The sequence below is a fragment of the Arthrobacter sp. NPDC058192 genome, assembly GCF_042883665.1.
Classification (GTDB): Bacteria; Actinomycetota; Actinomycetes; order Actinomycetales; family Micrococcaceae; genus Arthrobacter.
Genome location: NZ_JBHVVJ010000012.1, coordinates 153,714 through 172,379 on the forward strand (window position 1 = coordinate 153,714; position 18,666 = coordinate 172,379).

The window sequence follows — 18,666 nt, forward strand, 5'->3', positions numbered from 1 at the left end:
TGGCGGGGGCGGCGGCCCTCAGCCGAGCAGACCGGGGACCACGAGCAGCGCCGTCGGTACCGCCAGCAGCAGCACGCAGGCTGCCATGACAGTGGCGCGCAGAGCTTCCGAAAGCGGCGGCCGGGGGGAAAGCAGGCGGCTGACGCGGGACGCCGTCGTACCTGATGACCCCGTGCCACCGGTGGCCCCGGGCTGGCCCGCGTCCGCGTCGGGCAAGCCGGACTCACCGAACACCAGGCGTGCGTCCGGAGCGGCGGGGGAGCCGCTGGCCACGATGGCGATCGCCCTGATGAGAGTGGCCTTGCTCTCGGTCTTGAGTGCGACGTCGTCGGCGAGCATTTCGATCAGCGAGTTTACTGACTCCTGCGCCAAACGGGTGGTGGGGAGCCACGGCAGGGCCTGGCGCCACGCAGCGAAGGCCCACAGCAGAAGGTGGTGGCGCTGGCTCAGGTGGGCGTTCTCGTGAATCAGCACCGCGCGGAGCTCGTCCGGTTCCAGCGCGGACATGAGCCCGTCGGAGAGGACTGTCACGGAGCGGGCGCCGCCGGGGAGGCAGTACGCGACGGGTGAGTCCACGTTGAGCACTACGGTGCCGGGCCCGTCAGGGGACGGTGAGGCGAGCAGGTCCAGCAGTTCGCGGTGACGCCGGCGCTGGCGCTGGATCTTGTAATAAGTCAGCAGCAGGGTGAAAAGGAGATGGGCCGTCAGCAGGGCCGCGGCGGAGAGCGCAAAGATGTGCCAGAAGCCGAGGTCGGTGGTGGGGGCATTGTTGAACACCATCCCGGCCAGGGCACGCAGCCCGGAGAGCAGGTTGTCCCCGACCGGCTCGAGCCCGTAGACCAGCATCGCGCCGATCATTGACAAACCACCGGCCAGGGCGATTGCCTGCCACAACAGCATGGCCGTGAAGGGGGAACGCGCGGGCCACTGGGCGCGCGAAAGAAGGATAGGCACCGGCCAGGCCAGCACTATCGCCAGGACCGCCAGAAAATATGAGGTCCAGAACATCGGGCGCTAGCTGCGGCCCAACAGTTTACGCAGGGTTTCTGCTTCTGTGTCCGTGACGGAACCGATGAACCGGGCCAGAACGGCCTCGCGGTCCGGAGCGGAGCCGAGAACCTCGTGCATGAGTTCCGCGGTGTGGTCCGCCCGGCTGGACACGGCCTGGTAGCGGTGCGGGCGGGTGCCGCGTTCGCGCTCCACCAGTCCCTTCCGCTCCAGGCGTGAGAGCACGGTCAGCACCGTGGTGACTGCAAGGTCCTTGCCCGCATGTCCGACGGAGCCGTCCTGGGGGTCGGTGCTCTGCGCGAGGAGGTCCCGCAGCGTGTTGGCGGTCGCAGCTTCTTGGCCTGCCCAGAGCAAATCCATCACTGCCCGTTCCAGTTCGCCGAGACTTGCCATTGCGTACATCCTTCTTTGCCTGCCGCGCCGACGTGGTGCTGGGAATTAGCTGGTGCCTGCCGGGGCGGTGTATGTGAATACTTCACTTCCAAATCTAGCGGGTTTTACGAATTCTTTCTACATCAAGTAGAACACCCCCGGTCGGCGTGTCGCATGGGCCTTTCGGCCCCCCTGGCAGGAGTCGCCCGGTCCCATTGCGGGCCGTGACGCGTCGTGGGACTCTGAGTTACGGAGAGGCGCCGAAGTGTTCTACACTCTGTAGAAGTATTACTTCTACGCCGCGTAGAAGTTGTTCGCGAACCTAGCCAAAAGTAGGGACTGCCTTGGACGCCTTGGAAATCGCACGCTGGCAATTCGGAATCACCACGGTCTACCACTTCATGATGGTGCCGCTCACCATTGGCCTCGGCCTGGTCGTGGCCGTCATGCAGACGTTTTGGCAGCGCACCGGCAAGGCCGAGTATCTGCGCATGACCAAGTTCTGGGGCAAGCTCTTCCTGATCAACTTCATCATGGGCGTTGCCACCGGAATCGTGCAGGAATTCCAGTTCGGCATGGCCTGGAGCGAGTACAGCCGGTTCGTCGGTGACGTGTTCGGCGCGCCGCTGGCCATGGAGGCGCTCCTGGCCTTCTTCGTCGAGTCAACGTTCCTGGGCCTGTGGATCTTCGGCTGGAAGCAGCTCAAGCCCGGCATCCACCTGGCCTGCCTCTGGATCGCCGTGATCGGTTCCTTCTTCTCGGCGTACTTCATCATCGTGGCCAACAGCTGGATGCAGCACCCCGTCGGCGTCGAAATGGTCAACGGCCGGCCGGTCATGACAGACGCGTGGGCGGTCTTCACCAACAACACCGCCCTGGTCGCCGTGCCGCACACCCTCTTCGGCGCCCTCGCCGTCGCCGGCGGGTTCCTGCTCGGCATCGCCTGGTACCACCTGTGGCGCCGCCGCCACGACGGCATCGACACGGTCGGGGCCGACGGCAAGGTCATCCCCGGCGACGCCCCCGCCATCCTCGGACGGGACCGCAGCGATCACACCGTCTGGATCCGCTCCCTGCGGATCGGCGCCGTCGTCGCCATGATCTCCTTCGCGGGCACCGCCGTCACCGGGGACCTGCAGGGCAAGCTCATGTTCGTGCAGCAGCCCATGAAGATGGCCGCCGCCGAGGCAGCGTGCCACGACGGCACCGGCTTCTCGGTGCTCAGCGTCGGCAACGTCGGCTCCAAGAACTGCGACGACATCGTGGCCGTGGTCGAAGTCCCCGGCATCCTGTCCTTCCTGGCCAAAGGCGACTTCAGCACAGAGGTCAAGGGTGTGAACAGTCTTCTGGAGGAGTACCAGTCAAAGTACGGCACCACGTTGCCGAACAACCCCATCTACGGGGACCGCGCCGGCCAGCAAATCCAGTACGTGCCCGTTATGGAAGTCACCTACTGGGGCTTCCGGATGATGATCGGGTTCGGCGGCATCGCCGCCCTCGCAGCACTCTTGGCGCTGTGGGTCACCCGCAAGGGAACCGTGCCGGCCTCCCGCGGCCTGATGCGCCTGGCGGTGTTCGGGATCCTCGCACCGTTCGGCGCCAACGCCGCAGGCTGGATCTTTACCGAGATGGGCCGCCAGCCGTTCGTCGTCGCTCCCAACCCGGACCCCAGCGGCATCGACCAGGTTTTCATGTTCACCGCCGCAGCCGTCTCACCGGGTGTCTCGGCCGGCGAGATCCTGACCTCCTTGGTAGTGCTGACCTCCATCTACGCCGTGTTGCTGGTGGTGGAGGTCAAACTCCTGGTCAAGTACATCCGCGGCGGCGTCGCCTCGGCCATGCCGGAACTGGTGCATGCCCCGGTCGACGAAAACGAGGACAAAACGCCCCGCGGCGGCCCCGGCAAGCCCGACGGCGACGACGTCCTGGCGTTCGCCTACTAAGCGCCCCACCAGCCACCCACCTGAACAGCCACCCCCGAAGAAACGCAGAGGATTCTCAGCATGGAACTGCTCCCCACCATCTGGTTCATTGCCATCGCGGTGCTGTGGACTGGCTATCTCTTTCTCGAGGGCTTCGACCTCGGCGTCGGCATGCTGATGAAGGGTTTCGCCCGGAACAACACGGAGCGCCGGGTCCTGATCAACACGATCGGCCCGGTCTGGGACGGCAACGAGGTCTGGCTCCTGACCGCCGGCGGCGCCACCTTCGCGGCCTTCCCGCTGTGGTACGCCTCGCTGTTCTCCGCGCTGTACCTGCCGCTGCTGCTCGTCCTCGTGGCGCTGATCTTCCGTGCGGTTGCCTTCGAATACCGCGGCAAGGTGGACAACCCCAAGTGGCGTGCCCGCTGGGACTGGGCCATCTCGGCAGGTTCCTTCGTCGCGGCCTTCGGCGTCGGTGCAGCACTCGCCCTGACCACCACGGGACTTCCCCTGGACGCCAACGGCGACCGCGAGGGCGGCCCGTTCGCCTGGTTCAGCGGCTACGCCGTGCTCGGCGGCCTCGCCGTCGTCGGATTCTCCCTCCTGCACGGGCTGGGGTTCCTGGCCCTGAAGACCGACGGCGAGGTCCGTCACCGGGCCCGGGCGTGGTTCGTCCGGCTCCTGCCTGTGCTGCTCCTGCCCATCGCCGGCTGGGCGGTGAGCCTGCAGTTGCTCAGCGGCGAAGCCTGGACCATTGCCGCCGTCGTCGCCGCCGTCGTCGCGGCAGCCCTTGCCTGGAACTACGCCCGCACAGGTGCCGAAGGGCGTGCCTTCCTTTCCCTCGGCGCATTCCTCCTGCTGGGCAGTGCGTCCATCTTCGGTGCTGCCTTCCCCGTGGTGTTGCCGTCTACTCTGAATCCCGCGTTCAGCCTGACGGTCTCCAATGCCTCGTCCTCGGACTACACCTTGGGCCTGATGAGCATTGTGGCCTGCATTGGACTGCCGCTGGTTCTGGCCTACCAGGCGTGGACCTACTGGGTGTTCCGGCGCCGGGTGAGCAGCGCCCACATTCCCGAGGCTCACAGCTTCCTGCCCGCGATCGCCGCCAAAGCGCTCGCACCGAAGGACTAATCGCCTGATGAGAGCGTTCCCCGCCGGCCCCGCCACCCGCTCCGCCCTCTACCTGCTGGGCCTGCTGGCCGCCCTGAAGGCGCTGTCCCTCGTGCTGATGGGCCAGGCCGTCGCCTCGATGCTCGCCGGGCTGACGGCCCACGACCCCGCATGGGCGGACCAGCTTGTCCTGGGTGCTGCCGGGGCGGTGCTGCGCTCACTGACCGTCTGGGCGCAAGCGGTGGTTTCCCGCCGGGCCGCCCTCGGGGTGAAGGAGGAGCTGCGTGCGCAGCTGCTGGGTCGGGCCCTGAGGACCGGAACGCGGGCCGCCGGGCCGGCGGACGGCGGCCTCGCCATCCTCGCCACGCGGGGATTGGACGCGCTGGACAACTACTACACCCAGTTCCTGCCCGCGCTGGTGAACTGCGCGGCCATCCCGCTGCTGCTGGGGGCGCGCATCCTGTTCGCCGATTGGATCAGCGCGGTGGTGATCGTGCTGACGGTGCCGCTGGTGCCGCTGTTCATGGTGCTGATCGGACGGTATACCGAGGACCGCGTCCGGGAGGCCCAGTCAGCGCTGGCGAGGCTCTCCGGCCACATCCTTGAGCTGGCCAAGGGCCTGCCCGTTCTGGTGGGCCTGGGCAGGGCCGCTGCCCAGCGCAAAGCCCTGGAGGACATGTCCGAGGAGTATCGTTCCCGGACCATGGGGACCTTGCGCACGGCATTCCTTTCCGCCCTGGCCCTGGAGCTCATCGCCACCATTTCCGTGGCGGTGGTGGCCGTGTTCATCGGTGTCCGCCTGGTTCACGGCGACATGGCGCTCGAGGCAGGGCTGCTGGCACTGATCCTGGCCCCAGACTGCTACTTGCCGCTCCGGGAGCTCGGCACCGCACACCACGCGAGCGACGACGGCCGGGCCGCGCTCGCCGAAACCACTGAGGTCCTCGCGGACCCGGGAGTCACGCCGCTGGTCCCCGCGCCCATTCCTGCGCCGCCTGTCGGGGCTGCGCGCGGTGCTGGAAATGGCCTGCCCGCCGTGACCGTGGACGGGCTGAGCGTCCGTTTCGGCGGACGCCAGGACGCCGCCGTCGGACCGCTGAGCTTCACCGCGCCCCCCGGCCGGATCACGGCCCTCGACGGGCCCAGTGGTGCCGGCAAGAGCACCGTCCTCGGCGTCCTCGCCGGGACTGTCGGGACGGGCACCGGGACTGCCGTCGCCGGACGCGTCGGCGGATTCACGACGGCGGATCTCGCGTGGGTGCCGCAGCACCCCGTCATGGTGGCCTCGACGGTGCTGGACGAGATCCGCCTGTATCTCGGCGTTCCTGACCACGGGCCTGACACCGGGGATGAGACCGAGACCGAGAGCGCTAGCGCTGCAGCTGGCGGCGGCGGTAATCCGGCTGGCGCTGCGGCCGGCGCCGAGAGCGACGCGGCTGCCCTGCGGTGCCTCACGGCCGTGGCCGCTGAGCACCTGGCCGCCAAGCACCCGGCGGAGCTGAGCCCGGGGGAGCTGCGGCGGGTGGCGCTGGCCCGCGGGCTCGCGCGCATCGAGTCCGGCGCGAACGTCCTGCTCCTGGATGAGCCGACCGCGCATCTGGACCGGGCTTCTGCCACTGTGGTCAACCGGACGCTCGCCGGGCTCCGCGGAAAGGTCACCGTTCTGCTCGTCGCGCACGACCGGCACACGCGGGAACTGGCCGACCACGTCGTCGCCGTGGGCACGCGCGGCGGCGGGCAGCAGATTGGACATGCCGCACCCGCCAGGTTGACGCCGGCGCAGCCCGGGGCTAGCGCCGAGGTCCGCGGCGCGGCCAGCCGGCCGCCGTCGACAGTTTTTGCCGCGGCACCGGACACGGTTGCTGCCCCGCCTCCGGCCACGGCAGGGGCCGATTCCGTGCCTGGCACCCGGCCCACCACTCCCGCCGGCCCGGTATTGGCGCAACTGCGCCGCCTCCTGGCCCCGGTGGCGGGCCGTTTTGCCGCCGCCGGGACAGTGGGCACCTTGGCGGCCCTGTTTGCCGTTGCCTTGGCGGGCCTCTCCGGCTGGCTGATCATCCGCGCGAGCGAACAGCCGCCCATCCTGTACCTGCTCACGGCGATCGTCGGCGTGCGGTTCTTCGGAGTGGGCCGGGCAGCCCTTCGCTATGCCGAGCGGCTGCTGTTGCACGACGCCGTGTTCGTGGCCCTGACCCGGCTTCGGGGCCGGCTCTGGGAATCGCTGAGCCGCCGTGCCTTGTCCCTGCGCCGGCTCCTGCAGGGCGGCAACGTCCTCGGCGCGGTGGTAGACGACGTCGACACGGTCCGGGATCTGCTGCCCCGCGTCGTGCTGCCCCCGGTGACCGCCATTGCTGTCGCCGCTGCATCTGTCATAGGGATCGGGCTGTTGCTGCCCGCTGCGCTCCCCGCCGTTGCCGCGGCAGCGCTGCTGAGCATTGTCGTTGCGCCTGCCCTGGCATTGGCTGCCGACCGCATGTCCGCCGGCACCGAGCAACGACTGCGTTCCGGTGTGCTCCGGAACGTCGCCGCCGCCCTCGACGCCAGGGCGGAACTCCACGCGAATGGCGTGACCGCCCCGGTGCTGGGCGCGATCAGCCGGGCCGACCGGTCCGCGACGGCGGCCTCCCAGCGCTCGGCATGGGCGGAGGGGCTCGGCCAGTCCCTGACGGTCCTGGCCTGCACCGGCGCAGCACTTGCCAGCGCCGTGCTGGCTGCCCCGCTGGCCCTTGGTGGCGCGGTCGAACCGGCGACGGTCGCCGTCGTCGTCCTTGTGCAGCTCGCGCTCGTGGACCCTTACGCGGCCATCACGACGGCCGTCCGGCAGTACCCGGCGCTCCGCGCGGTCCTGCGTCGCATCGGTGAATCAGGGGTCCTGGATGCCGGGGCGGATCGGGGAGCGGATCCTGGAGTAGAGGGCGCCGGTGCCCCTGCTGGCAGTCTGGTGCCCGTGGCGGCGCTTCCCGGGGGCGCGCCCGGGATCGAATTGGTCGATCTGGCTGTTGCATGGCCTGGTGGCGGCAACGTCTTCACCGGCCTCACTGCTGCGGCCGGCCCGGGGCGATGGCTTGCCGTCACGGGCGCCTCGGGATCCGGCAAGTCGACCCTGCTAGCCGCAGTTTTGGGGTTCCTGCCGGCAGCCAGGGGCCAGCTTTTCCTGAGTGGCCGCGCCGCTTGGTGCCCGCAGGAAGCACATCTGTTCGACTCCACGATCCGCGGCAACCTCCTACTGGCGCGGCCCGATTCTGGCCGCGCCACCGCGGACGGTGTTCCGCCGGCGTCCGGCGATGCCCCGTCGGCCGGGGCCGGCACCGCGGGCCCGGCCGGAGACGGGGCCGCAGACCCGGCCGGAGACGAGCAGCAGATGCGCGCGGTGCTCGACGCCGTCGGGCTCGGACCCGTGCTGGCCCGGCTCGAGGACGGACTGGACACTCGGATCGGTCCCGGCGGTGCCTTCCTCAGCGGCGGGGAGCGCCAGCGACTGGCCGTCGCGCGCACGCTCATGACCGGGGCCGATGTGATCCTGCTCGATGAACCGACGGCGCACCTCGATGCCGAGTCCGGCAGGCGCATGCTGGCTGAACTGCGGGACGGGCTCCGGGACCGGACCGTGGTCCTCGTGACGCACAACCCGGACGACATCGACGCTTCCGATACCCGCCTGGACCTCGACGCTGCGGCCGCCGCCGGGGAGGACCCGAACCCGGCGAGGGTGCTGGCGCGGGGGTAGCCCGCCGGTTAGCCTGTTGCGATGAACGGAAACGGCGAGCACCAGCTCCGGCCCGCGCTCGATCCCAGGCTGGTCTGGCGGCCGGCGGAGCGCCGTGACCTCGACGCGTGGGCCGGGCTGATCGCCCGGACCGCCGCCATCGAGCAGCCCGTCTGGTTTGAGCGCCGGGAGGATCTGGAACAAATCCTCGAGTCGAAGAACAACCCGGCACTGGCCAACACCATCCTCGGTTTCGATCCGGAAGGCGTTGCCCGGGCCTACGCGCGGATCATGAAGAACCGCGACGGTGACAAGGCAAACGGCTTTTGCTGCGTCGATCCCGAGTGGCAGGGGAGCGGGATCGGCACCGGGCTGCTGGGCTGGCTCGAGCAGCGAACCACGGAGCGTTTCGCCGAGGACCTGGCGGTGACCTCGGGGGCGGGGGTAGCCGGACCGACCGCCCCGGTCGGGGTGGCGACGCCCCGCCCGAGGCTGCGGCTCCATATGGAGCAGCAACAGCGGCACCAGGCGGCCTTGTTCGCCGCGGCCGGCTACGGCATTGTCCGCTACTACAACGAGATGCACCGCCCCCTGAATCAGGAGTTGCCGAATGCCATCCTGGATCCGGGGCTGGAGCTCGTAACGTTCGGTCCCGCGCTGCATGAGCCCGTGCGGCTGGCGCACAATGCTGCGTTCCGCGACCACTGGGGGAGCGAGCCGCGGGACGAAGAAGCATGGGGCTTTGTAATTAATGATCCTCAGGCCCGGCCGGACCTCAGCGCCGTCGTGCTCGAACGTTCCACTGGAACCGTGGCCGGCTATCAGCTGGCCACCCACGACGCCGAGGCCGCCGTGACCCGTGGGTTCAGCGAGGGGTATACAGAGCTGCTCGGAGTGCGGCGGGAATTCCGCGGCCGGGGCATCGCCCAGGCGCTCCTCGCCGATGCCATGCGCCGCTTCGCCACGGCAGGAATGGAAGTGGCCTCCCTGGACGTCGACTCGGAAAACCCGACTGGAGCACTCGCGCTCTACGTCAAGATGGGCTACGCAGCCGTCAATCGAAGCATGGCTTGGGACAAGGAGCTTCAGCCTGTAGCGGGCTAGCGGACTGCACTGGCAGTCCGTCACGGGCCGCGTTGTGGTCCTTTGTGAACCGCCGGGCGGACGGCGGTGTGGACTGTCGGACTAGCCGTCCACGTCGTGCAGGTGATGAACGACGTCGTGCAGGAAGTACTGCGCAAAGGTCTGGACGGTAAAGACCGAGCCGTTACTGCGGGTCCCCTTGCGGTCCCACTCTTCCTCCGTGACGCGGGCGAAGGACGCTGCGATCTGCTCGCCTTCGGCGGTCAGTTCGACGGCGACCTCAGCCGGATCGGCGCTGGCGTAGTCCTGTTCGATTGCCGTCTTGTCTTGGTCCCAGTCATCGAACTGCGCGTCGTCCTCGGCCAGCATGAGCGACAGGCGGTAATCAAAGAGCGTGAAGACATCACGAACGTGGCAGCTGTACTCGAGGACGGACCACGTGGACTCATCCGGCCGTTCGGCCACGTCCGGTCGGCGGAGGACAGCACGCCACCGCGGGAGCATGCTGGTGACGCTCCCTGGAACGTTCGCGGGGGTCGCTTGGGAGGCGTCGAAACCGCACTCAGGGCAAGGCCGTGACAGGACCCACGTCCAGTCCTTGGTATCCGGGGTGATAGGCATGCCTGCAGTCTATTTGTATTTTGTCAGCCTAGGTATACCGCCTCTTGTGCAATCTCTGTCTTTAATGGATCCTTGCGCGCCGGCTTCAGGGGCTGGGCTGCAATCCCTGGCAACTCGCTACCGCCGGGAGGTTGCACCTGCCGGCCTCAAGGCTTGTTGCTATCCCCTCAACCCGGCCCTCCCGCGTGATCCGGCCCCAGCCCGGGACTCAGACGCTTTGCCACTGGGAGTTGGCGCCGGCGCTCAATTCCACGGCGTTCAGCACGCGCTGAACCTGCAATGCGTCCGAAAAGGACGGCAAGGGCTGGTCACCTACAGCGATTGCACTGAGAAGGTCAACCACCTGGTGCGTAAAGCTATGCTCGTAGCCCAGCCCGTGGCCCGCGGGCCACCACTTGCCCACATATGGATGTTCAGGCTCCGTAACAACTATTCGGCGAAATCCGGCAGACTCTGCATCCTCAGCGCCGTCGAAAAACTGAAGGATGTTCATGTCTTCGAAGTCGAAGGACAACGACCCTTTCGAGCCGTTGACCTCTAGCCGCATCGCGTTTTTCCTTCCTAGGGCAAAACGCGTCGCTTCAAAAACTCCGATGGCCCCGTCGTCGAACTTTGCGGTGAACATAGCGGCGTCATCTACTGTGACCGGGCCGCGAGCTGCCGCTTGCCCGACGTCTCCGCGACCGCCAAGTCCGACAAATTCGCCTGCGGCCGGGCGCTCCCGGACAAAGGTTTCCAGCAGGGCTGACAGCCCCAGAATACGGTGGCCAGTAACGTATTGGGCCGCATCGATGATGTGCGCACCGAGGTCGCCGAGGGACCCCGATCCGGACTGGCTCTTGTCTAGCCGCCAGGTCAGGGGAGCATTTTCGTCGGACAGCCAGTCCTGCAGATACTGCGCTCTGACGTGCCGTATGCGGCCAAGCCGCCCCTCCTGGACCAGCCGTCGTGCCAATGACAATGCAGGAGTTCTGCGATAACTGAAACCACACATGGCGAAAATGCCGTCCTTTGCCGCATTCTCTGCAGCATCGGCCATGCGAGAGGCTTCCTCGACAGAGTTGGCCAAAGGTTTTTCACACAGGACGTGCTTGCCCGCCTCCAATGCGGCGATGGCGATCTCGGCATGGGTGTTTCCGGGTGTACAAATATCGACAATGTCAATATCGTCGCGTTCGACCAGCCTGCGCCAGTCTGTCTCTGTGTCGGCCCAGCCCAGCCGTGCCGCGGCCTGTCTCACAGCGGGGCCGTTACGCCCGGCAAGTACCGCCAGTTCCGGTTGCAGGGGTAGATCGAAAAACCTCGGGGCAGTGCGCCATGCGTGGGAATGAGCGGCGCCCATAAAGGAGTACCCAACCATGCCCACACGCATTGGTTCCTTTGTCTCCATTGTCATGTTTTAGTCGCTTTCTTGCCGATGCCGAATGAGCCTGAAGGGCGGCGCGAACGCCGAGTCAGACTGACGAACTTCCTGTGAGTGGGGCTAGCAATCCGTTCCGGGACTCGGTCTCGAGAAGGTTGCCCACCGAGGTCCAGGCCAGAAGCGCTTCCTTGACGGCAGGCACGTTCTCGTCACTGACGGCATTCGTGTAGGCGCATTCCAGAACCTGCCCGATATTGACGCGTTCCTGCTTTTCGGCTGAAAGGACGGCAGCCTCCACCATGGCTAGGCTGAGCACATTCGAGTGGACTTCACCGGAGGGAGTGACGCCGGTTCGCAGGGCGCTCACGAACTCTGCCAGTGAGCCTGCAATTTCTTCGGCTTCCTGGCGGTCTGTGGACTTCCGGGCAGAGGTGGGCCCGCTACGGTCGTCAGGCATTTCTACAACGGGCGCGTTCTCACCGTCCCAGCTCGCTGTGCCATGCGCCCCGCTGACGCGCCAGTTTCCGTTCCAGGAGGTTTCGAGCCCGGGGCTGCACCAGCTTCCCGTGAAGGTGTAGCGTGCCCCTCCAGTGAACTCGAAGACGGCTGTGGTGGCTGCGTCGCCCGCATACCAGCTCCAGCTCGGGTTGTACTCCTCGCAGTACACCGACACCGGTTCCCGACCCAGGAGGTAGCGAGCCACATCGAAGGCGTGGATCGCCATGTCGACGAGCAGCACATGCTCCATTTCCTCGCGGAAGCCCCCGAAGTGGGGTGCCTTGAAAAAATCGGTCGTCATGATGCCCACATCACCGAGCAAGGCCATCTGCTCCTTCAGGTCTGCAAGATGCCGGTAGTAGCGCCGCGACTGGCTGATCATGAGCAACTGTCCGCTAACCTCCGCGGCGGCAGCCAGGGACAGCCCCTGGCTGACAGTCGGCGCCACGGGTTTTTCACACAGCACAGGCAGGCCGGCGAACAGCGCCTCCACATTGGTCGGGTGATGCGCTACGGGCACGGTCACGTTCACAACGGCTTGGGCGGCCGTGGCAGCTGCTACTTCCGTCAGGCTTCTCCCCGTAACCAGGTGTTCAAGGCCTGCCTCCCGCAAGGCCGCTTCTGCTGCGGTGAGATTGAGGTCGACGAGTCCGACCAGTTCGACATCGGGGCAAGCCGTCAGGGCGGATATCCATTTCTTCCCCATGAGCCCTGCGCCGATAAGAACTACCCGGATAGGGGAGCGGGTGTCCTTGAGTGTCGCAAACGCGTTCAATTGTGCATCGCTCCTTTGTAGCCGTGTCCGTTGTAGAAGTCTTCCGTTTCATACCGCAGAAGCACTGGGCTCGTACGCTCCGGCCGGTCTGTCTTTGCCCACTCGACACCGTTGGCTATGACTCGACGCACATCCTTGTGGTGGTATACGGGGTAGTCCTGGTCCCCCGGGCTGAAATAGAAGATCTTGCCATGCCCGCGCCGGAATGTGCAGCCGCTGCGGAAGACCTCTCCGCCTGAGAACGTGCTGAGGAAGATCAGTTCATCCGGGGCGGGGATGTCAAAGAACTCTCCATACATTTCCTGTTCCGGGATAATGAACGGGTGCGGGATGCCTTTGGCAATGGGGTGAGTGGGATCGACCGTCCAGACCAGTTCGCGGTCCCGTTCCGAGCGCCAGCGGAGCGTGCAGCTCGTGCCCATAAGTTTTCCAAAGATTTTTGACCAGTGCCCGGAGTGCAGAACGAGTAGCCCCATGCCAGCAAGCACGTGTGAGTGAACGCGATCCACGACTGTATCTGACACCTCGGCGTGGGCAGCGTGCCCCCACCAGACCAATACATCAGTCCTTGACAGTACCTCTTCGGTCAGCCCGTGTTCGGGGTCGTCGAGGGTAACCGTGGTTACTTCTGCCCGCTGGCCAAGGTTTTCCTCGATGCCCTGGCGGATAGCGCTGTGCATTCCCTCCGGATATATCGCTGCAACCTCTGGCTCAAGCTGCTCATGGCGGTTTTCTCCCCAGACGACGACCCTGAGTGCTTCTTTGTGCGAGGTGGGATCTGACATGAATTACCTATCTGACTAGAGGGTGAGTACAAAAATTCGGGGAACATTGCCGGCCCTGCATGACCACTCGACTACTTGACTGCACCGCCGGTTGCTCCGGCTGCGATGTACTTCTGGGCAATCAGGAGAAGCACGATTGCGGGAAGGGACGACAAGACTGCTGTGGCCATCACTGCGCTCCAGTTCGAGACTTCCGATCCCAAATACTGGTAAATTCCCAGCGTCACCGGACGCACGTCTTGGGTGGTTGTGAGCGTCAAAGCGAATAGAAAGTCGCTCCACGAAAAGAGAAACGAAAATAATCCGGCAGTAATGATCGAGTTGCGACTAATTGGCACCACAATCGAGAAGAACGCCCGGACCAGCCCGGCCCCGTCTACCCTGGCCGCCTCAACCAGCGAGGGCGGGATGCCTATCATGAAAGCGCGCAAAATCAGGATTGCGAACGGGATCGCGTGCGTTGCATCTGCCAGGATGAGGCCGGGAATCGAATTGAGCAGGCCCAAGTCGTTATAGGCGGCGTAAAGCGCGTTGGCGATTACGATTCCCGGGATCATTTGCGAAATCAAAATGGCAAGAAGGGCGGCGTTGATCCAGCGGAACTTGAACTGCGCAAGGGCATAGGCGGCAGGTGCTGCAACGATGAGGCTGAAGACAACGGTTCCGGCAGATACAACGAGGCTCGTAATAAGGTTTTTGCCTTGTTGGGAAATGGCCGTCTCGTATCCGGCAAAGCTGGGATTAGTGGGGAAGAACCCCGCCGTCAAGGTATTTCCTGAAGGCTGAAGCGAAGCGTTGATCATCCAATAGATCGGGAAGAGCATGACCGCCAGGAAGAGTATTCCGGTGACGGTGAAGACCCAGGTCGGGGCTGTACGCCGTTTCTCCGATGAGTTTCCTGGGGGAACTGAACGTACCTTAGTTGCTGCCGTGATGGTCATGGATGCATCCTTATTCGTCGACGGCGCGCCGATTGGCGCGGAGATAGATGAGGGCGAAAAGGAGCGAGATGAAGATTAGAACGTTGCTATAGGCAGCTCCCGCTCCAAAGTCGAAGTCAATAAAGGACTCCTGATAGGAACGAACGGCCAAAGTCTGGGTTGCGTTGGCGGGGCCGCCGTTTGTCAACCCCAGGATGATGTCAAGAACCTTGAGGGTGTACACGACCCCCAGTACCAGAACTACGCTGATGACCGGCCGCAGGCTCGGCCAGGTGATGTTCCAAAAGGCCTTCCATCCCGTCGCGCCGTCGAGGGCGGCTGCTTCGTACAGTTCATCGGGGATGTCCTGCAGGCCCCCATACAGGATTGTGACGTTGAAGGGAATGCCAACCCAGATGTTGACAATGATGACTGCGGTGAGAGCCACAGCTGGGCTGGTGAGCCAGGGAATCGGGTCCTGTATCAGACCTAGCGCTTCGAGAAATCCGTTGAGAATTCCGCTGTCCTGGTCCAGGATGGACCGCCATGTGGCGCTTCCGACTATGAGCGGAAGCAGCCACGGTAGGAGCAGCATTGAACGAAGGAAATTGCTTAGCGGGAAGCGTCGTTTGAAGAATGACGCCAAGCCCAGCCCGATGACGAACTGGCCGGCAATCGACCCAATGGTAAACAGCGCGGTATTTGCTAGTGCCGGAGAAAATAGGTTGCTGCCAAATACCGCAAGGTAGTTCTCGAAGCCGACCCAGGGTGCTTCCCCGGTAAAGAATGTTCGGGTCGTGTATTCCTGCATACTCATCGCGATGTTCTTCACAACGGGATAGCCGAAGAACAGCGCAAGGAAAACCCCGGCGGGAACGACGAAAAGAACCTTGGCCACGTTCTCTTCAGAAAGTCGCCTTCTGGCAGACAGGGTGGCTCCGGGTGGCTGCAACCGCGGAGGTTGCAGGGACGAACGTTGTGTTGTTGACATTTTCACTGGCCCTTCCGGCTCCATCGTCGAAACACCCTGTCTGCTGACAGAGGGCGGATCAGCGCGCTGCCGCCTTTGAGAAGGCATCCTCCACGGAGGCACCCCCGGTGAGCGCGAGCTGGACGGCCGTATAAATGGTGGTCGCCGCTTTTGGCCAGTCCTTACCGAGCTTTCCGGTCCGAGCCCTGGCGTTTTCCACCTGCTTGGTAAACGCTGCCATGGCCGGAACTTCCGCGACGTACTTCTCATGCAGATCGTTCTGTGTGGGCACGGTGTTGCGCGCCTTCCCCAGCGCCAATTGGCTGTCTTCCGTTCCAGTGCAAGCTACGAACTCGGCCGCCTTCGCCTGCTTTGCCTTGTCGCCGGTTCGCGGGACTGTCCAAACCATGCCGCCCAGCGGCGCAGTAGGTGTCTGGCCGGGCTTGTTCACAGGGATTTGAACCGTGTTCCACTTGACGCTTGGGACCTTAGCCAAGGCTGGGATCTGCCATGGTCCATTTATCATCATGGCTGCCTTGCCGGCCAGGAACTGGTCCTTAACATCCGCCTGGTTCCAATTGACGACGCTCTTGGAAACGGAGCCGCTGTTCACTAGGTCAACGAAGAATTGCAGTGCGCCCTTGACTTCAGGGCTGTCCAGCTTGGTCTCGTCTCCGCCATTGGTCCACATGAATGGCAGAAACTGCCATGCCCCTTCGTACGTCGCAGCGGCCGAGAATGCTAGGCCGTACTGGTCACCCTTGGTGAGCTTAGCGGCCGCTGCTTTCAGCTCGTCCCAGGTCTTTGGCGGTGCAATACCAGCGGCAGCAAGCATGTCCGTGTTGTAGAAGAGACCGAGAGTGTCAGCCGGTAGGGGGAGGCCATACACTTGCCCATCCTGGGTGACGGCGTCCAAGCTGTTTCCTGCGAAGGCTGAGGTGTCGACCCTGTAATCACCCAGCGGAGTGAGGGCGCCGGTCGTAGCCACGTCCTTCACCTCTGGGTTATCGAGCATCAGAACGTCGGGAAGAGTCTTGGAGGATGACCGCTGGAGAACCGTTTGCATCCGGTCCTTGCCAGGTACGGTCGTCCGCTCGATCGTAACGCCTACCTTGGCTGCGCACTTGTCAATGGAGGCCTGCAGGATGCCCTTGTCCGGTTCGTTGTTATAGCTGTCCAAGACCGTCAACGACTTGACTTCCGCTCCCGAGGACGCACCGCCCCCTGCTCCACTGCCGCAGGCAGTGAACGTCAGGGGGACCACCACCGCCATCGCCAAGACTGCCGTCATTTTCCGTCTGGTGTTCATGCTCAAAGCTCCTTTGCTTATGTGACGCGAATGGGATTCGCGGCGGACCGCACTCATCGGCGCACGGTACCGCCTGCTTGAGGATGCAATCGTGCGGCACTGGACACGTGCGTGCACTGGGAAACTCGCCCTACATGTCGTCGGCCACAATGTACTTCTAAGCGGTTAACCGAAGCGCCCTTGCTGGTTCCCTTCGAATCGATTTGGGATGCCGGGGACAACTCTGCCTGCCGCGGAGAAGGCTTGTCAAGGAAAAATTTAACCGGTTTACTTGAGGTCAACAGGAGCTATGCAACCAGCGCTATAGGACTGAGAATGAGGAGGTGCACCGTGCCCACCATGAGGGATGTTGCAAAACTGGCTGATGTCTCAATCGCCACCGTGTCCTTCGTCATCAACGACACGAAGCCAGTTGCTCCGGCCACCAGAGCACGGGTCGAGGACGCGATGCGCCAGCTCGACTACCGCCGGAATGCCCTCGGCCGCGCCCTCGCCAGCAAGCGCACGCGCATTATCGCGCTGCTCTACCCCGCCCTGCAGCGGCGGCTCACTGAGACTGCCGTGAAGTTCTTCACCAGCGCCACGCAGACGGCCAAGGACTTGGGTTATAACCTGGTCCTCTGGCCGATCAGCAACGAGGCCGGACAGGTCGACGAGCTCATTTCGAGCGGCTTCATCGATGGTGTGCTCCTCATGGAAGTGCAGTTGGACGATCCCCGGGTGGAGCGGCTTCAGGGTTCCGCCATGCCCTTCGCGCTCATCGGGCGGACCAGGCATCCGGAGAACCTGCCCTACGTGGACGTAGACTTCGAAAGCTCGATGATCGACGCCGTGACGTACTTGGAAGGACTCGGCCATAAAGGGATCTGTTTTGTGGACGACGATGGCTCCGAACACGCGCTTAGCGACTATGGCCCCCTTATTCGGACAAGGGTGACCTTCGCAGCCGAGATGGAGCGACGGGGACTCCGTTCTGCCCAAATTTCCTGCTCCAATTCGCCGATCTCGGGGCAGGCGGCCGCCGAAAGACTCATCGCAAGTGCACCGGATACTACGGCGGTGATCCTCATGAACGACAATGCCGCATTCGGCTTCATCAATGGGCTGAACAAGCACGGCCTCGACATTCCCGCCGACATGTCTGTCCTCTTGATCGGATCGGCCCCGGCCGTCGCTGCTACTACCGACCCACGACTGACCATCATGCCGCTCCCTAGCACTGAGCTGGGCCGGATGGGCGTTGAGACCCTTGTAGACCAGCTCGAACAGCGGGGCGAGCCTATGCGACAGGAACTGGTCAGTTGTTCGTTTGAGGAGGGACAGTCGACGGGTCCGGCTAGCTGCTAGACCCCACGGAGCCGCGCCGACCTGCACGCAAAGCAGGAACGCCGGCCGTGCCCTTTGTCCCTGTAGGCCAACGACCTTCACGGTAAACCTGGAGTCACCGCAATCCGAGCCATTCCCTCATTATTGTCAGACCTCCCTGGAAGACTGTTCTCATGGAAACCGCCAGGGATTTCATACCGTTCGGGGACGACGGGCAGGGCACGGGCCGCGGGGCAGAACGCGGCACTAATCCCGCCCGGTTGTCCGGTGTGGATGCTGCCCTGGCCGTGCTGCGGGCTGCGGTGTCGGCGGCTGCCGTGGATGCTGGCTCGTGGGGTTTCCGGGCCGCGGCGGAGTTCGCCGGGCAGGTCGAGGAGCTCTCGCGAACGCTGGAGTATGGGCAGCTGATTGCCGCGGCGGCCGTGGACCGGGCCCGGAAGCAGTCGGTGGCCGCGGCCGCCGCGGTCACTTCGGGGACCACGGGCTGGACCACCGGCTGGCGCGACGACGCGGCCGCCGGCGCCGGGCGTGAGGTGGCGGCCGGCGGGGCGGTCGCGGCCGGGGAGGGTGCTTCGTCCGGCTGGAGCGGGGACGTCCCGGGCTCAGAGGCCGGGACTGCCGGCGGTGCGGGTTCCGGGGCCGGCGGTGGCGTTCCGGCTGCTGCCGGAAGTGGTGGCGGGCCGGACGCGGCGGATGTGGCGGCGGCCGATGACGGGTACCGGAACACCGTGGAGTTCTTGCGGGCCAGTTTGCGGATCGGCGCCCCGGAGGCCCGGCGCCGGCTCGTCCTCGCCGGGCGGCTGCTGCCGCGCCAGGGCCTGGCCGGGCGGCAGGAACCGCCCGTGCACGAAGAACTCGGAGCCGCCGTCGCCGCCGGGGAGGTCGGTTCCCGGGCCGC

At 65.0% G+C, this 18,666-nt stretch carries 14 protein-coding genes and 1 pseudogene; 6 read left to right on the forward strand and 9 right to left on the reverse strand.

The window, feature by feature from the left end:
* Window positions 1-18 precede the first annotated feature (18 nt).
* Both ACFVVK_RS13590 and ACFVVK_RS13595 read right to left on the reverse strand, forming a co-directional pair.
* Complete coding sequence (locus tag ACFVVK_RS13590; protein WP_390267622.1) at window positions 19-1,008, reverse strand: M56 family metallopeptidase; 990 nt, start codon at window positions 1,006-1,008, stop codon at window positions 19-21.
* A gap of 6 nt (window positions 1,009-1,014) precedes the next feature.
* Window positions 1,015-1,401: a BlaI/MecI/CopY family transcriptional regulator gene (locus ACFVVK_RS13595; RefSeq protein WP_390267625.1), complete on the reverse strand. Its 387-nt coding sequence runs from the start codon at window positions 1,399-1,401 to the stop codon at window positions 1,015-1,017.
* Between the two features lie 323 nt (window positions 1,402-1,724).
* On the opposite strand from ACFVVK_RS13595, the gene ACFVVK_RS13600 reads away from it, so the two are divergent.
* From ACFVVK_RS13600 to ACFVVK_RS13615, 4 genes are read left to right on the forward strand one after another with little or no spacing between them, the layout of a single operon-like run.
* On the forward strand, window positions 1,725-3,323 hold the full coding sequence (locus tag ACFVVK_RS13600) for a cytochrome ubiquinol oxidase subunit I (RefSeq protein ID WP_390267628.1): 1,599 nt from the start codon (window positions 1,725-1,727) through the stop codon (window positions 3,321-3,323).
* 60 nt (window positions 3,324-3,383) lie between these two features.
* Window positions 3,384-4,433, forward strand: coding sequence for a cytochrome d ubiquinol oxidase subunit II (gene cydB, locus ACFVVK_RS13605; protein WP_390267631.1), 1,050 nt, complete (start codon window positions 3,384-3,386; stop codon window positions 4,431-4,433).
* Window positions 4,434-4,440: 7 nt separating this feature from the next.
* Window positions 4,441-8,139: a thiol reductant ABC exporter subunit CydD gene (cydD, locus tag ACFVVK_RS13610; protein ID WP_390267634.1), complete on the forward strand. Its 3,699-nt coding sequence runs from the start codon at window positions 4,441-4,443 to the stop codon at window positions 8,137-8,139.
* 21 nt (window positions 8,140-8,160) lie between these two features.
* Entirely contained in the window at window positions 8,161-9,222 is a 1,062-nt protein-coding gene (locus ACFVVK_RS13615) for a GNAT family N-acetyltransferase (protein WP_390267637.1), read from the forward strand.
* 81 nt (window positions 9,223-9,303) lie between these two features.
* Here ACFVVK_RS13615 and ACFVVK_RS13620 read toward each other — a convergent pair whose 3' ends face one another.
* The 7 genes from ACFVVK_RS13620 to ACFVVK_RS13650 form a co-directional block, all read right to left on the reverse strand.
* A complete protein-coding gene (locus ACFVVK_RS13620) occupies window positions 9,304-9,822 on the reverse strand; it encodes a DinB family protein (RefSeq protein ID WP_390267640.1) in 519 nt (172 codons plus the stop codon).
* Window positions 9,823-10,030: 208 nt separating this feature from the next.
* Complete coding sequence (locus tag ACFVVK_RS13625) at window positions 10,031-11,212, reverse strand: Gfo/Idh/MocA family protein (RefSeq protein ID WP_390267643.1); 1,182 nt, start codon at window positions 11,210-11,212, stop codon at window positions 10,031-10,033.
* A gap of 64 nt (window positions 11,213-11,276) precedes the next feature.
* Window positions 11,277-12,458: a Gfo/Idh/MocA family protein gene (locus ACFVVK_RS13630; RefSeq protein ID WP_390267646.1), complete on the reverse strand. Its 1,182-nt coding sequence runs from the start codon at window positions 12,456-12,458 to the stop codon at window positions 11,277-11,279.
* Window positions 12,455-13,243, reverse strand: coding sequence for a ThuA domain-containing protein (locus tag ACFVVK_RS13635; RefSeq protein ID WP_390267649.1), 789 nt, complete (start codon window positions 13,241-13,243; stop codon window positions 12,455-12,457). The genes ACFVVK_RS13630 and ACFVVK_RS13635 overlap by 4 nt, the downstream gene beginning before the upstream one ends.
* A 71-nt stretch (window positions 13,244-13,314) precedes the next feature.
* Complete coding sequence (locus tag ACFVVK_RS13640; RefSeq protein ID WP_390267652.1) at window positions 13,315-14,184, reverse strand: carbohydrate ABC transporter permease; 870 nt, start codon at window positions 14,182-14,184, stop codon at window positions 13,315-13,317.
* 10 nt (window positions 14,185-14,194) lie between these two features.
* Complete coding sequence (locus ACFVVK_RS13645; protein ID WP_390267655.1) at window positions 14,195-15,061, reverse strand: carbohydrate ABC transporter permease; 867 nt, start codon at window positions 15,059-15,061, stop codon at window positions 14,195-14,197.
* 151 nt (window positions 15,062-15,212) lie between these two features.
* The gene (locus ACFVVK_RS13650) at window positions 15,213-16,442 is read right to left on the reverse strand and encodes an extracellular solute-binding protein (RefSeq protein ID WP_390267658.1); all 1,230 of its coding nucleotides are present in this window, start codon (window positions 16,440-16,442) and stop codon (window positions 15,213-15,215) included.
* Between the two features lie 339 nt (window positions 16,443-16,781).
* On the opposite strand from ACFVVK_RS13650, the gene ACFVVK_RS13655 reads away from it, so the two are divergent.
* Window positions 16,782-17,789 carry a LacI family DNA-binding transcriptional regulator gene (locus ACFVVK_RS13655; RefSeq protein WP_390267661.1) on the forward strand — a complete coding sequence of 336 codons (1,008 nt, stop codon included), beginning with the start codon at window positions 16,782-16,784 and terminating at the stop codon, window positions 17,787-17,789.
* A 152-nt stretch (window positions 17,790-17,941) separates the two neighbouring features.
* Window positions 17,942-18,666 (forward strand): annotated as a pseudogene (locus ACFVVK_RS13660) (hypothetical protein); the annotation flags it as partial.